This window comes from Streptomyces himastatinicus ATCC 53653 (assembly GCF_000158915.1).
Taxonomy (GTDB): Bacteria; Actinomycetota; Actinomycetes; order Streptomycetales; family Streptomycetaceae; genus Streptomyces; species Streptomyces himastatinicus.
Genome location: NZ_GG657754.1, coordinates 10,012,142 through 10,026,043 on the forward strand (window position 1 = coordinate 10,012,142; position 13,902 = coordinate 10,026,043).

Below are 13,902 nucleotides of genomic sequence, written 5' to 3' on the forward strand. Positions count from 1 at the left end.
CAGTAGATCCCGGTGGTGGCGACGGCGAAGAAGAATTCCCCGTCGAAGCGCGCATCACGGCTGCACACCGCCTCGTACATGCTGTCTTCGCTCATCACACCCCTACTGTGCGCCATCCCTGGGCGGTGTGCTGGCGGAAAACGGACATGACGCTCAGGGCGGGCTCTTCCGTGGCCTCCGGCGAGGCGTAGGACGCCGCGTGCCGCCCGACCGTTCGCGCAGGGTGTGTGGATCTGGACGATCAGCGCGGGCACGAGTGTCGAGATGGCGCACACCCGTGCCGCACACTGGTGAGTCATGGAGCTCCAGATCACCGCGACCTCGCCCGAGCAGCCGGCGTCCCTCCTCGATCTGCCGTGGCACACGCCGCTGGAGAAGTGGCCCGACGAGCATCTGGTCGCCCTGCCGCGCGGCATCTCCCGCCACGTCGTGCGGTTCGCGCAGGCGGGTGGCGAGGTGGTCGCCGTCAAGGAGGTCGGGGAGTGGGCGGCGGTGCGCGAGTACGGGCTGCTGCGCGACCTGGACCGGCTCGCCATACCGGCCGTGGACGCGCTCGCGATCGTCACGGGGCGGACCGACGGGCACGGTGAACCGCTGGAGCCGGTGCTGGTCACCCGCCATCTGGAGGGGTCGCTGCCGTACCGGTCGATGTTCGAGACGACCATGCGGCCCAGCACCATCAAGCGGCTGCTCGACGCGCTGGCCGTGCTGCTGGTGCGGCTGCACCTCGCCGGTTTCGCCTGGGGCGACTGCTCGCTGTCGAACACCCTCTTCCGGCGCGACGCGGGCGCGTACGCCGCGTACCTGGTGGACGCCGAGACCGGGCAGATCCAGCCGAAGCTCACCGACGGGCAGCGGTCGTACGACGTCGAGGTGGCCCGGGTGAACATCGCAGGGGAGCTGATGGACCTGGAGGCCAGCGGCTCCCTGCACCCCTCGGTGGACCCGGTGCTCTTCGGCCAGGCCATCGAGGAGCGCTACACCGCGCTGTGGCACGAGCTGACCCGGCAGTCCGTCTATCCGGTGGCCAAGCGCCGCTACATCGACCGGCGGGTGCGGCGCCTGAACGACCTGGGCTTCGACGTGGCCGAGATGCAGATCGAGCGCTCACCGGACGGGGACACGGTCACCTTCCTGCCCAAGGTCGTGGACGCGGGCCACCACCAGCGCCAACTGCTGCGGCTGACCGGTCTCGACGCGGAGGAGAACCAGGCCCGTAGCCTGCTGAACGACCTGGAGGCGTGGATGGCCACCCAGGACGACTACGCCCCCGGCGATCCGCTGGGCGCCCGCCCGGAGGTGCTGGCCCACCGCTGGGTGCGCGACAAGTTCCGGCCGACGGTGCGCGCCGTGCCCCTGGAGCTGCGCGGCTCCGCCGACACCGCGCAGATCTACTACGAGGTGCTGGAACACCGCTGGCTGCTGGCCGAACGGTGCCAGGGCGACGTGGGCCTGCAAGCCGCCGCCGAGGACTACACCCGCAACGTCCTGGGCGGCGTCCGCCCGCCGGGGTGACCGGCGGGCGGGACGGCGGGCGGACCGGAAGGGCCGTGCGGCGCGGTGCGGGTCAGGGCCGCAGCGCGGACAGCGTCTGCGAGATGGACGCGATGACCCGCGGCGCCTCGTTGTTCAGGTAGAAGTGGCCACCGGTGTACGTGTGCAGCTCGAACCCGCCGTTGGTGTGCTCGCCCCACTTGCGGGCCTCGTCGATCGTCGCCTTGGGGTCGCTGTCGCCCACGTGGACGTGGATGGGGGTGGCGAGCTTGGGGCCCGGCGTGTAGCGATAGGTCTCCGCGGCCTTGTAGTCGCTGCGGATCGCGGGGAGCACCATCCGCAGCAGCTCCTCGTCCCCGAGGACCTGCGAATCGGTGCCGCTGAGCGCCTGCATCTCGGCGATGAGACCGTCGTCGTCGCGCAGATGGACCGACTCGTCGCGCTGTGTGGACGGCGCGCGCCGCCCGGAGGCGAACAGCGCCACCGGCACCACGCCCTTCTGCTCCAGGCGCAGCGCCACCTCGAAGCCGAGCGTCGCGCCCATGCTGTGCCCGAAGAGGGCGAGCGGCTTGTCCGTGTACGGCAGCAGCTCGGGCACCAGCGCGTCGGCCAGCTCGCCGATGGTGCTGATGCACTCCTCGGTGCGGCGGTCCTGACGGCCCGGGTACTGGATGGCGAGTACGTCCACGCCCGGCGAGAGTGCCTTCGACACGGGGAAGTAGTAGGAGGCCGATCCGCCGGCGTGCGGCAGGCAGACGAGTCGCGTCGTCGCGTCCGGCGCGGGATGGAACTGCCTGATCCACAGACTGGTGCCGGTGGGGTTTGCGGTCACCTGACGTCCTTTCGTGCCGCTGGTTCGACAGCGCGCGCTCGCGCGCACGCACACGGATACAAGCCTGCCGGGTCGGCCCGAAGGGCTACAACCCCTATTTTTCGGACGCGTTGGTGAGGTGTGCCCCCTACGGGCCCTAGATGTGCTGTCCCGGCACGTTGGTGACGGGCGACGCGCCGTGAGGGGTGCTTGAACGAGGCGAGGGCCTCTGGTTTCGGTGTGGATTGCGACATCTGCACCAATGCCCAGGAGGCCCTCGTTGATCCACCGTAACGCCCCGCTGACCCCGACCGGCAGGCTGCGTCTGGCCCGGTGCGTCGTCGACGACGGCTGGCCGCTGCGGCGGGCGGCCGAACGGTTCCAGGTCAGCCACACCACCGCCGCTCGCTGGGCCGGGCGCTACCGCCGCCACGGGGCAGCGGGTCTGCACGACCGCTCCAGCCGCCCCCCACCACTCACCACGCCGGACGCCCGCCTTGGTGGAGGAGCGGGTGCTGCGGATGCGCCGTGAACACCAGATCGGTCCGCTGCGACTGGCGGCCCGTGCCGGCGTCGCCGCCTCTACTGCTCACCGCATTCTTCAACGCCACGGCCTGCCACCACTGGCCACGCTGGACCGGGCCACCGGCGAACCCGTCCGCCGGTACGAACGCTCCCGCCCCGGCGAGTTGGTCCACATCGACGTCAAGAAACTCGGCCGCATCCCCGACGGCGGCGGCCACAAAGCCCTGGGCCGGGCAGCCGGCCGCAAGAACAGGAACGGGACCGGCCATGCCTTCCTGCACACCGCGCTGGATGACCACTCCCGCCTTGCCTACACCGAGCACCTGCCCGACGAGCAGGCGGCCACCTGTGCGGACTTCCTGCGTCGAGCTGCCGCCTGGTTCGCCGCACGCGGCGTGACCGTCGAGCGGGTGCTGACCGATAACGCCTGGGCCTACAGCAAGAACACCTGGCACCACACCTGCCGTGAGCTGGGTATCCGCCCACGCTGGACCCGCCCCTGGCGGCCCCAGACCAACGGCAAGGTCGAACGCTTCCACCGCACCCTGCTGGACGAGTGGGCCTACCAGCGGCCCTACACCTCAGAAGGCGAACGGCAGGCAGCGTTTCCCGACTGGCTGGACTGGTACAACTACCACCGACCCCACACCGGAATCAGCGGCCGCACCCCAGCCAGCCGCATCACCAACCTCTCCGGACAGCACACCTAGAGCGGCACCCGTACGACGGGCCTGCGGCCGGCCGCGCGCACCGTGAGGGCCGCCAGCGCCTCCGGTGCGCCCGCCTGTCCCCGGGCCCCCGGGAACGCGTTGATGTCCACGATCACCGGGCCGTCCGGCCCGCGCAGCACATCCACCCCGTACACCTCCAGCGCGAACACCGAACCGACCCGACGGACCAGATCCAGCCATCCGGGCGGCAGATCGTCCAGGGGCAGCGGCAGCGTCAGGCGGTCGCCCTTGCCGACGGACAGCTCGGAGGTGCGCAGCGCGGCGAACACCGTGTCCGCGACGACCCACAGCTTGTGGTCCCAGCCGTCGTTGGGCGTGAACTCCTGGACCACCACGGGCTCGTCGGGCCATGCGGCGGCAAGCTCCGCCAGGCGTACAGGGTCGTCCACCCGGGCCACCAGATCGTGACGGCGGCTGTGGCGGCTCTTGACGACCACGGGGTACCCGAGCCGCGCCGGGTCCAGCCGTCCGAGCGCGGACACCGTACGGGTTTCCGCGAACGGCAGGCCCGCCCGCCGCGCAAGCGCCGCCATCGCCGTCCGGTCCTGGCAGAGTTCCGTGGCCGCGGCGGAGTTCACCACCGCCGCGCCGCGCGCCTCCAGCGACCGGGCCAGCGCCAGCGCCCGCGGCGTACGCGCCTTCAGCAGATAGACGTCGGACAGCTCGCCCGGAACGTCCGCGGCCTCCGGATCGACCGCGACCAGCTCATGGCGCGGCGTCAGCAGGGCCACCGTGTCGGCGAGGAGCTGATGGTCCGGGTCGGCGGTGATGAGCCCGACCCTCATCCGGCGCCTCCCACGGTCGCGGGCATCTGCACCGGCACCCGCACCGGAACGGGCACCGCGACGGGGTCGTTTCCGGGGCCGGTGGCCGTGGTGCCCCGCCGGGCCAGCTCCAGCACCGCGCGCCCCACCCGGGCAGCGGCGTCCGGAACCTCCTTGAAGCTGGGGAAGTCGTTCACGTCGACGACCACCGGGCCGTCCGGACCGAGCAGGATGTCCACCCCGTACAGGTCGAGTCCGTACACGGCACCGACCTCGGCGGCGATCGCGGCCACTTCGGGGGACAGCGTGACCCGGCGCCCCCGTACGCCCCGGTCCGGGCCGAGCGGTGAGCCGCGCTCGGTCGCGTACAACTCGCCGCCGACGCAGTACACCTTGAGGTCGATGCCCGAGTTCGGCACATAGGGCTGGGCGATCAGCATGCCCTCGCGGGCCAGTTCGGGACCGAGCGCCGCCAGCCGTCCGGGCGACTCCACCAGCCGCACCGCCCGCCCCGAGCTGCCGTCGGCGGGCTTGACCACCAGCGGGAACTCCGACTCCGGTAGCTCCGCCAGCGCTTCGGGGCAGGCCGCCGCATAGGTGGTCGGCACCGGCAGGCCACGGCTGCGGCCGATCGCCGCCGCCAGCGCCTTGTCCCGTACCCCCCGAATGGACCGCGCGTCGTTGACGGTGGTGAGCCCGACCGCGGACGCGGCCTCCAGGAGCGTCAGACCGGGTCCGCCGGAGACGGTCTTGAGCACCCAGGCGTCATGGCTTCCGGCCCGTATCGCGTCGGATATCCGCAGCAGCGAGCGGCCGGGCCGCAGAACGTCCACCTGATGGCCCCAGGCGGAGAGCTGACGGATCACCTCTTGCGGCATTCCGTCGTGGCGATAGCGCTCCTCCACCAGAAAGCAGAGTCTCATCGGCCTTCTTCCTCTCACCGGACACCTCACCCGGGCTGCCGCCGAGCGGGTCCGGCAAGTCCGTGGGCCCTCAGGATGTCATCACGCGTTCTCCCGCCATTTCCTGCCCCCGACGGTCTGTTCGAGGGGCTCTGTTCACGAGGCTCTGTTTATCGCGCTAAATTTCCTTTATTGTCCTGAGCATGATGCTGACCAGGCGGGAGCGGGAAGTTCTCGCGCTGCTGCGCCGGGACCCCCTGTCCGGGGCCCAGGCGATCGCCGACGCCCTCGGCACCACCCGGGCGGCGGTCAACGTCCATCTGTCCAACCTGGGCAAGAAGGGCGCCATCCTGGGGCGCGGGTACATCCTCCGCCAGGAGCACGCGGTGGTGGTCGTCGGCGGCGCCAACGTCGACGTCAAGGTGCGCAGCCTGGCGCCGCTCGCGTACCGCACCAGCAATCCGGGCCAGGCCCACACCAGCCCCGGCGGGGTGGCCCGCAACGTGGCGGAGAACCTGGCCCGGCTGGGCACCCCGACGCATCTCATCGCCGCCGTCGGCCAGGACCCGGCGGGGGAGCGGCTGCTGAGCGAGACCCAGGCCACCGGGGTGCGGATCGACCACGTCCACCGCTGTGCACAGCCCACCGGCACCTACACGGCGGTGCTGGACGCCGACGGCGAACTGGCCGTGGCCGTCGCCGACATGGCCGCCACGGACGGGCTCGGCCCCGAGCACCTCCAGCCCGCGCGCGAACTCATCGGCAACGCGAGCATGCTGGTGCTCGACGGCAACCTCTCCTCGTCGGCGCTCGCCTACGCGCTGGACATCGCGAGCGCCGCCGGAGTGCAGACGGTGATCGACCCGGTGAGCGTGCCCAAGGCGGCGTTGCTCGCCCCGCTGCTCGCCGCAGGGCGCCCGGTCTTCGCCGTCACCCCGAACGTGGCCGAGCTGGGTGCGCTCACCGGCCGCGACACCTTTCGCGACATCAGCCAGGACCAGGAGTTGACCGAGGCCGTTGCCGTGCTGCACGAGCGCGGCGTCCAGTACGTATGGGTGCGGCTCGGCGAGCGCGGCTCGCTGCTGAGCGGCGCCGAGGAGGGCGTCACCTTCCTGGACGCGCCACCGGCCGAGGTCCAGGACGTGACCGGCGCCGGTGACGCGATGCTCGGCGGGTTCGTCCACGCCCTGCTCACCGGCGAGGACCCCGTGGCCGCCGCCCGCTACGGCCACGCCGCCGCCGCGCTGACGGTGGCGACCACCGCCACCGTACGGCCCGATCTGACCCCGCGCCTCGTCGAGGACGCGCTCACCCCGCCCCTCGTCGAGGACGCGCGACACGCCCCACCGCGGAGGACGACATGACCACCCCCCACCCCCGGCTGACCCTCAACCAGGAAGTCCGGGAGGCCCTGCGCGACGGACGGCCCGTGGTCGCGCTGGAGTCCACGATCATCAGTCACGGCATGCCGTATCCGCAGAACGTCGAGATGGCCACCGAGGTCGAGGCCATCGTCCGCGCCGAGGGCGCGGTCCCGGCCACCATCGCCGTCCTCCACGGTACGCCGCGCATCGGACTGGACCGCGCCGATCTGGAACTGCTCGCCACCGACAGGTCCGTCGGCAAGGTCAGCGTGCGCGACCTGGCCCATGTCATGGCGCGCGGCGGCCACGGCGCGACCACCGTGGCGAGCACGATGCGGCTCGCCTCGCTCGCCGGGATCCGGACCTTCGTCACCGGCGGCATCGGCGGGGTGCACCGAGGGGCGCAGCAGTCCTTCGACATCAGCGCGGACCTCACCGAGCTGTCCACCACCGCGGTGGCGGTCATCAGCGCCGGGGTGAAGAGTATCCTCGACATCGGTCTCACCCTGGAGACCCTGGAAACCCTGGGCGTGCCGGTGCTCACCTACGGCACCGACGACTTCCCCGCGTTCTACTCCCGGGTGAGCGGCTTCGCCTCCCCGCTGCGGGCCGACTCCCCGGAGGAGATCGCCGCCGTGATGCGCGCCCAGTGGGACCTGGGCCTCCCGGCCGGGCTGAGCATCGCCAACCCGGTCCCGGAGGCGGACGAGATCCCGGCCGAGCGGATGGACGGCGTCATCGAGCAGGCACTCGCCGAGATGACGGAGGCGGGCATCGGCGGCAAGGACGCGACGCCCTATCTGCTGGGCCGCATCGTGGAGCTGACGAAGGGCGAGAGCCTGCGCACCAATATCGCGCTGGTCAAGAACAACGCCCGGCTCGGTGCGCACATCGCCGTCAACTACGCGGCGACGGCGGCGGGTTGACCGCGACGGCCTTGAAGAAGGTGTAGTGGAAGGTGCCGTCCGCGGCCGCGGTCCGGTGCAGATCGGCGATGCCCCGGTCCCAGTCGGCGGCCGTGGACAGCCCGGCGGCCAGGACATCCTTCCGGACGGATTCGAACACGGCGATGAAGGTGTCGCGGGTGAAGCCATTCACCAGTGCCGGACGGGTCCGGTCGGTGTAGACGGTCAGCGGGCGCACCACGATGTCGTGGTACCCGGCCTGGTTCAGCAGGGGCTGCAACTCCCGCCCGATCAGCGCGTTCCCCCCTGCGGCGGACTGCAACCGCGCCTGCCCGTCGATCACCGCTCGGGCATGGGCGCTGTACGGGTGGAAGAACGCCGAGCCGTGGTCCCCCTCGATGACCGTGAGGGTGCCTCCCGGCCGCAGCACCCGCCGGAGCGCGGTCAGCGCCTTCCGCGGGTCCGGCAGGTGTTCCAGCACGAAGCACACGAAGAGATGGTCGAAGGCGGCATCGGGGAACGGCAGATCGAACAGATCGGCCCGATGCCACGCGACATCGGCCCCGGGCACCTGGGCCGCCACCCGCGCGCGGCCCTGCGCGAGCGACGACTCGGAGACATCGACCGCCACCAGCCGCGCCCCCGGGCTGTTCGCGGCCAGATGCACCGTCTGGGCGCCGACTCCGCACCCCACCTCCAGCACCCGGCTCCCTGGCGGATACGCCGTGCCGGTGTGCAGCAACTCCGCCAGGACCTCAGCCTGATCGCCCAGCCGCCGGGCCTCCCGATCCGAATAGCCGTGGACATATCCGATCGCTGTCATTCCGCGCCCCTCACCCATGCTCATACGGTGATCCTGGCGTCACAATGGTCCGATGGACAGGTCCAATGAAGACGCCATCGACAGGTCCAAAGCACCCGGCGCCGACTTCCTCCAGCTGGACCTCGGCGACGCGCCGCCCGGTGGGCTCGCCGACTGGCTGGCCCGGCGGCTCCGGCGCGCGATAGCGGACGGACGGCTGCCGGTCGGGAGCAGGCTCCCGGCCACCCGGGTGCTCGCCGCCGAACTGCACGTGTCCCGGGGCGTGGTGACCGAGGCGTACCGGCGGCTCACCGAGGACGGGCACGTCGCCGGGCGCGGGCGCGGCGGCACCGTCGTGGTCACCGCGCCCGTCACGGCACGGGCGACGCCTGTACGGCAGTCCGCCCCCGCCACCGCGCCCGGCGGCCTGTTCGCCACCGAGCCCGGCGCGGACGTGTTCGACGTGCTGCGCGCGGCCCCGGCCCGGATCGATCTGTCCCCCGGCGTCCCCGACCTCACCGCGTTCCCGCGCGCCGCGTGGCTGCGCGCCGAACGCACCGTCCTCGCCGCCCTCACCGCGTCCGACTTCGGCTACGGCGATCCGCGCGGCACCCCGGCGCTACGGCTCGCCGTCGCCCACTGGCTGGCCCGCAACCGCGGGATCAGGGCCGAGCCCGACGAGATCGTGGTCGTCGCGGGCACCACCCAGGCCCCTCGCGCTGCTCGGACGGGTGCTCGGCGACAACGGCATCCGCGAGATCGCCGTGGAGGACCCCGGATCGCTCGGGGTCCGGCAGCATCTGCGCCACGCACGGCTGGACACCCCGCCGGTCCCGGTCGACGCGGACGGGATCCGGGTCGACGTACTGCGTGCCCAGGGCGCGCCCGCCGTGCTGGTCACCCCGGCCCACCAGTTCCCCACCGGCGTGGTGCTCGGCGGCCACCGGCGCCGTGAACTGACGCGCTGGGCCGACGCGGGCGGGCTCATCGTCGAGGACGACTACGACGCCGAGCACCGCTACGACCGGCCCCCGGTCCCGGCCCTGCGCTCGATGCTGCCGGAACGGGTCGCGTACGTCGGAAGCGTGTCCAAGCTGCTGGCCCCCGCCCTGCGCATCGGCTGGATGATCCCGCCGCCCCCATACCGCGACGCCATCGTCGAGGCCAAGCGCTACGCCGATCTCGGCAACGCCGCACTGCCCCAACTGGTGCTCGCGCACCTGATGGAGTCGGGGGCGATGGAACGTCAGCTGCGGCTGCTGCGCACCCGCCACCGCCGCCGCCGGGACGCGATGATCGACGCGATCGGCGCCCGGCTGCCCGGCGCGGTGGTGCACGGCGCCGCGGCGGGACTGCATCTGATGGTCACCTTCGACGCCGGGTTCGCCGACACCGACCTCGCCGCCGCCGCGCTCGCCCGCGGGGTGAAGACCCAGCCGCTGTCCTGGCACAGCCGAGCCCGCCCGCAGCGGCCCGGACTGGTGCTGGGCTACGCGGCGCGCACGGCCACCGAGATCGCCGAAGGAGTGGCCCTCCTCGGCGACGCGCTGCGCACCGTGCGCTGAAGCGGACCGCCGGACGTGGCCGCTCCGGGCCCGCCGCCGCCCGGGCCACCGCGAGTCAGGCCACCGCGAGCCAGGTCACAGCGAGCGGACCTCGGCGAGGGCGACCCGGCCGCCGATCTCGATGGAGCCGTCCGGCTGGGGGCTGGTGAGGATCTGGGAACCCTCGCCCTGGGTGATGTTGAGGGCGCGGCCCAGCTCACCGGAGAGCACCAGGGCGGCGGCACCGGTGGCCTCGTCCTCCACGATCCCGTCGCCGCGGCGGGGGAAGGCGCGGGCGCGCACCCGCCCCGCCGATTCGTCCTGCCAGGCCCAGGCGTACAACCAGCCCTCGCCCTCCGGAGGCGAAGGGAGGGCGTCGACCTCGGCGGGGGAGGCGTACCGCTCGGTGCGCCGCCCGGACGCCCATGCGGGGCGGCCGGTGATCCAGGTGAACTCGCCGTCCTGGCGGGCCGGGACCTCGCCGGCGGGCGGCAGCAGTTCGGGGAGGTCCAGCAACCAGGCGACGCCCACCAGCGGATGGCCCGCGAAGGGCAGCCGGACGCTCGGGGTGTAGATGTCGACAATGCCGCGTTCCGGATCGTCGACGAAGACGGTCTCGCTGAAGCCCAGCCGGGCGGCCAGCTCCTGCCGTGCCCGCTCACCGGTCACGGCGCGGCCGTCGCGCACCACGCCCAGCTCGTTGCCGCCGTGGCCGCGGGGCCCGCAGAAGACCCTGAGGACGTCGAGATCCGTCATGGCCCGGGGTCAGACCTTCAGCTCGTTGTCGATGCGCTTCAGCCCGTGCCGGGCGAGCGCCAGGTTGGCCCGCGCCCGGTCCAGGGCCAGGTAGAGGAAGAGCGATCCATGGCTGCCGGAGATCAGCCGGATGAGGTGGTACTGCGAGCCCAGCGTGATCAGGATGTCCTCGATGCCGTCCGTGATGCCGAGCGTGGCGAGGGTGCGGACCTTGGCCCGGACGACCTCGGTGTTGCCCGCCGCGGCGATTTCCATGTCGAGTTCCTGGCCCCCGCCGATCGTCCCGAGCGACATGCCGCTTTCGTAGTCCACGAGCGCGGCCCCCAGGGCCCCGTCGATGGCCATCGTTTCCTTGAGGGCGCTCTCGATGTTCATGTGCTTCCTTCGCGTGGCTGATAGCCGGGCCCATGGTCCCGTTGGTACCAAAGCTGTCGCCAGACGATAGCTCGGGAACCATAACCAGTAGCCGAGTGGTCCAAGTTGCGCAAGATGATGCTTAAACTAACGTGCCTGATCGTACGCAGCGAAAGGTCACAGGTGAACGCAGCCGAAGCGGCGCTCTCCGGAGCGCTTGCGTCTCCGGGAGTGGTGGGCGTCCGTCTGGTGGACGCGGTCACCGGCCTCCACTACGCCGCGGTGGGGGACGCCTCCGCGGTCGGCCAGGGCGAGGAACTCGCCGAGACGGTCGGTCTGATCGCCGACCGGCTGAACCAGGCCGGTGCGGTAGGGGAGTTGGAGAGCGTGGTCGTCACCAGTACGCGCTCCCACCACATCACCCAGGTGGTGCCGCGGGGCCAGGACCCCCTGCTGCTGTGTGCCGCGGCCGACCGCGACCGCACCAATCTCGCCCTCGCCATGCGGCACATGGCCGATCAGGCGAAGGCCGTGCTGACGTGAGCGACGAGATGAGCGACGGCACTCAGCAGCAGCCCCACCGCGCGTCGCCGCGCAACGTCCCCGGCCTGCTGCTTTCGCTCCAGCAGGATCGTTTCAGCGGAGCCGTGTCCATCGCCGGGTCGATCGGCGGGACGATTCATCTGCACCGTGGGACGATCCGCGCGATCGAGACCCCCGGCGCGCCCACCGCGGAGGCGCTGCTGCTGAAGTCCCGGCGCATCGGCGAACCGGAGTGGGACGCCGCCTGCACCGCGGCCGGGCCCGACGGACCGCTCGATACGACGCTCGTCGACCAGGGCCACATCAGCGCCGCCGAACTCGAGATCGTGTGCGTGGGCGCCCTCTACGACGCCGCCTTCGTCATGGCGCTCAGCACCCCCGACAGCTGGCAGGTCGACCGGGAGGCCCCGACCCCCCGGCTCAGCCACCGGGAGGGCACCGACCCCCGTCGGCTCACCGAGGAGACCAGCCGCCGGGTGCGGCTGCTGGCCAAGTCCCTCGGTTCGGTACGGGAGTTCGGCCAGGAGCGGGTCCGGCCGTCCGCCCGGGCCACCGCCGGGATCGGGCGGCTCTCCGCCCGCTACCGCGACATCCTCCTCAGCGCCGACGGACGCCGTTCGCCCCGGGACATCGCCTTCGCGCTGGGCCGCGGCGTCTATCCGGTGCTGCTCGACATCTCCCGTATGAAGGCGCTTCAGCTCATACACAGCCGGAGCCCCCGCAGCCTCCGGCCACCGCGCCCCGCGTTGCGCCCCGCGACCCCCGCGGCCGAGCCCGCCGCGCCCCCGCGGCCCCCCACCGGCGGCGGACTCCCCAGACGCACCCCGGCCGACCGGCGGCCGGAGAGCACCGGCTGATCCCGCGACGGACAGCGACTCCCCGGCCCGCAACCGCCGCTCACAGCCGCCGCCCACCACCGCCGCTGACAGCCGCAGCGGCGGCGAGCCCCCCCACGGAGTCCGAGGAGGACCCCCGATGACCAACCCCCCACCCGCCTCCGGTGCGTCCTCCGGCGACCTCGTCAAGGAACTGACCGGTCTGCGCGGGCAGGTCCTGGGCATCTCCGAGAGCATCGTCGCCACCACGGACGGACTGCTGGTGGCCTCCGACACCGCCAATGTGCAGCCGGAGTCCCTGGCCGCCCTCTCCGCGGCCTCGCTCGCGCTGGGAAAACGTTCCGCCGCCGAAGTGGGGCTGGGCAGCCTGCGCGAGGTGGTCACCCGGTGCAACGGCGGCTACAGCGTCGTCCTGGCCGTCGGCGAACAGGCCCTGCTGGTGATCCTCGGCGACGAGGGCCTGGACCTGACCGCGCTGCGCCGGGAAGCCCCGGCCGTCGTGGAACGCCTCGGCGGCCTGCTGTCCTGACGGTACGGACGGCCTCTGACCGTCAAGTGACCCCGCCGGTAAACCAGTTGCGGGCCCCGGCCCCCGGTGCTGGGGTGACCGGATGGACCTTGACGCAGTACGGGAACTGTTCGACCGGCAGCTGAGACAGGAAGCGCGGCCCGACGGCCCCGGGACCCGGATCGAGCGCGTGGACGGGGTGGTACGCCAGACCGGCGCCGCCGACGACTGGAACGGCATCCGCTGGTCGGATCTGGACGCGTCCACGGCGGACGCGGCCATCGCGGCGCAGGTACGGCACTTCACCGCCCGGGGGCGCGCCTTCGAGTGGAAGCTGTACGCCCATGACCGGCCCGGCGACCTCGGCGCGCGGCTCGCGGCGGCCGGTTTCGCCGCCGAGCCCGAGGAGGCGGTGATGGTCGCCCCGGTGCGGGACCTGCCCACCGCCGTCGATCTCCCCGAGGGACTGCGGCTGCTCCAGGTCACCGACGCCGCGGGAGTGGAGCTGATGGTGGACGTCCACGCGCGGGCGTTCGGCACCGACAGTGACCACCTCAGGCACCGGCTGCTCAGCCGGTTGCGCGAGGCGCCGGACACGGTCGTCCCGGTCGTCGCCATGGCCGGTGACCGGGCGGTGAGCGCCGCGCGGATGGAACTGCCCCCGGAGGCGGACTTCGCCGGGCTGTGGGGCGGCGGCACCGTGGCGGAGTGGCGCGGCCGGGGCCTGTACCGGGCCCTGATCGCCTTCCGCGCCCGGATCGCCGCCGAGCGCGGCTACCGCTATCTCCAGGTCGACGCGTCCGACCAGAGCCGCCCGATCCTGGAGCGGCTCGGCTTCGTAGCGCTGACCACCACCACGCCGTACGTGTACGGGGGATAGCCACCCGGCGTTCCCGGTGGCGTTGTCAGTGGTGTGCTCTACCGTCGTGCCATGATCACGCCTGACGATGTCCGCCGGATCGCGCTGTCGCTGCCGCAGACCACCGAGAAGATCGCCTGGTCCATGCCCACCTTCCGGGTCGCCGGGAAGATGTTCGCCCTCTCCCCGAGGACGAGACCTCGA

13 protein-coding genes and 4 pseudogenes are annotated in these 13,902 nt (G+C 72.4%); 10 read left to right on the forward strand and 7 right to left on the reverse strand.

Annotated elements, in window-relative coordinates; translation table 11 throughout:
* Nucleotides 1-95 (reverse strand): annotated as a pseudogene (locus SSOG_RS58745) (Ada metal-binding domain-containing protein); the annotation flags it as partial.
* Nucleotides 96-297: 202 nt separating this feature from the next.
* Between SSOG_RS58745 and SSOG_RS42360 the strand changes: the two are divergent.
* The gene (locus tag SSOG_RS42360; RefSeq protein WP_009720482.1) at nucleotides 298-1,515 is read left to right on the forward strand and encodes a DUF4032 domain-containing protein; all 1,218 of its coding nucleotides are present in this window, start codon (nucleotides 298-300) and stop codon (nucleotides 1,513-1,515) included.
* Between the two features lie 52 nt (nucleotides 1,516-1,567).
* Here the strand turns inward: SSOG_RS42360 and SSOG_RS42365 are convergent, their stop codons facing one another.
* Nucleotides 1,568-2,326, reverse strand: a complete 759-nt coding sequence (locus SSOG_RS42365; protein ID WP_009720483.1) for a thioesterase II family protein — start codon at nucleotides 2,324-2,326, stop codon at nucleotides 1,568-1,570.
* 259 nt (nucleotides 2,327-2,585) lie between these two features.
* Here SSOG_RS42365 and SSOG_RS42370 point away from each other — a divergent pair.
* Nucleotides 2,586-3,540: pseudogene (locus tag SSOG_RS42370) on the forward strand (IS481 family transposase).
* On the opposite strand, the gene SSOG_RS42375 reads toward SSOG_RS42370, so the two are convergent.
* Complete coding sequence (locus tag SSOG_RS42375) at nucleotides 3,537-4,346, reverse strand: ATP-grasp domain-containing protein (RefSeq protein ID WP_009720485.1); 810 nt, start codon at nucleotides 4,344-4,346, stop codon at nucleotides 3,537-3,539. The pseudogene SSOG_RS42370 and the gene SSOG_RS42375 sit on opposite strands and share 4 nt — an antisense overlap.
* Nucleotides 4,343-5,248 carry an ATP-grasp domain-containing protein gene (locus SSOG_RS42380; protein WP_039940063.1) on the reverse strand — a complete coding sequence of 302 codons (906 nt, stop codon included), beginning with the start codon at nucleotides 5,246-5,248 and terminating at the stop codon, nucleotides 4,343-4,345. The genes SSOG_RS42375 and SSOG_RS42380 overlap by 4 nt, the downstream gene beginning before the upstream one ends.
* 182 nt (nucleotides 5,249-5,430) lie before the next feature.
* Here SSOG_RS42380 and SSOG_RS42385 point away from each other — a divergent pair, with 182 nt between their 5' ends.
* Together SSOG_RS42385 and SSOG_RS42390 are read left to right on the forward strand one after the other, a co-directional pair.
* Nucleotides 5,431-6,591 (forward strand): PfkB family carbohydrate kinase, encoded by a 1,161-nt coding sequence (locus tag SSOG_RS42385; RefSeq protein ID WP_050800172.1) that lies wholly within the window; start codon nucleotides 5,431-5,433, stop codon nucleotides 6,589-6,591.
* Entirely contained in the window at nucleotides 6,588-7,517 is a 930-nt protein-coding gene (locus SSOG_RS42390) for a pseudouridine-5'-phosphate glycosidase (protein WP_009720488.1), read from the forward strand. The genes SSOG_RS42385 and SSOG_RS42390 overlap by 4 nt, the downstream gene beginning before the upstream one ends.
* Here SSOG_RS42390 and SSOG_RS42395 read toward each other — a convergent pair.
* Complete coding sequence (locus tag SSOG_RS42395) at nucleotides 7,489-8,319, reverse strand: methyltransferase domain-containing protein (protein ID WP_039940065.1); 831 nt, start codon at nucleotides 8,317-8,319, stop codon at nucleotides 7,489-7,491. The two genes, SSOG_RS42390 and SSOG_RS42395, sit on opposite strands and share 29 nt — an antisense overlap.
* Nucleotides 8,320-8,371: 52 nt before the next feature.
* On the opposite strand from SSOG_RS42395, the pseudogene pdxR reads away from it, so the two are divergent.
* A pseudogene (gene pdxR / locus SSOG_RS42400) lies at nucleotides 8,372-9,863 on the forward strand (MocR-like pyridoxine biosynthesis transcription factor PdxR).
* Between the two features lie 75 nt (nucleotides 9,864-9,938).
* Here the strand turns inward: pdxR and SSOG_RS42405 are convergent.
* Nucleotides 9,939-10,598, reverse strand: coding sequence for a PhzF family phenazine biosynthesis protein (locus SSOG_RS42405; protein ID WP_009720491.1), 660 nt, complete (start codon nucleotides 10,596-10,598; stop codon nucleotides 9,939-9,941).
* A 9-nt stretch (nucleotides 10,599-10,607) separates the two neighbouring features.
* Nucleotides 10,608-10,973 (reverse strand): hypothetical protein, encoded by a 366-nt coding sequence (locus SSOG_RS42410; RefSeq protein ID WP_009720492.1) that lies wholly within the window; start codon nucleotides 10,971-10,973, stop codon nucleotides 10,608-10,610.
* A 162-nt stretch (nucleotides 10,974-11,135) separates the two neighbouring features.
* Between SSOG_RS42410 and SSOG_RS42415 the strand changes: the two genes are divergently transcribed.
* The 5 genes and pseudogenes from SSOG_RS42415 to SSOG_RS57015 form a co-directional block, all read left to right on the forward strand.
* Entirely contained in the window at nucleotides 11,136-11,495 is a 360-nt protein-coding gene (locus SSOG_RS42415) for a hypothetical protein (protein ID WP_039940069.1), read from the forward strand.
* The gene (locus SSOG_RS42420; protein ID WP_050800173.1) at nucleotides 11,492-12,352 is read left to right on the forward strand and encodes a hypothetical protein; all 861 of its coding nucleotides are present in this window, start codon (nucleotides 11,492-11,494) and stop codon (nucleotides 12,350-12,352) included. The genes SSOG_RS42415 and SSOG_RS42420 overlap by 4 nt, the downstream gene beginning before the upstream one ends.
* A gap of 118 nt (nucleotides 12,353-12,470) precedes the next feature.
* Nucleotides 12,471-12,860 (forward strand): roadblock/LC7 domain-containing protein, encoded by a 390-nt coding sequence (locus SSOG_RS42425; protein ID WP_009720494.1) that lies wholly within the window; start codon nucleotides 12,471-12,473, stop codon nucleotides 12,858-12,860.
* An 82-nt stretch (nucleotides 12,861-12,942) separates the two neighbouring features.
* Nucleotides 12,943-13,719: a GNAT family N-acetyltransferase gene (locus tag SSOG_RS42430; protein WP_009720495.1), complete on the forward strand. Its 777-nt coding sequence runs from the start codon at nucleotides 12,943-12,945 to the stop codon at nucleotides 13,717-13,719.
* Between the two features lie 51 nt (nucleotides 13,720-13,770).
* A pseudogene (locus tag SSOG_RS57015) lies at nucleotides 13,771-13,902 on the forward strand (MmcQ/YjbR family DNA-binding protein); the annotation flags it as partial.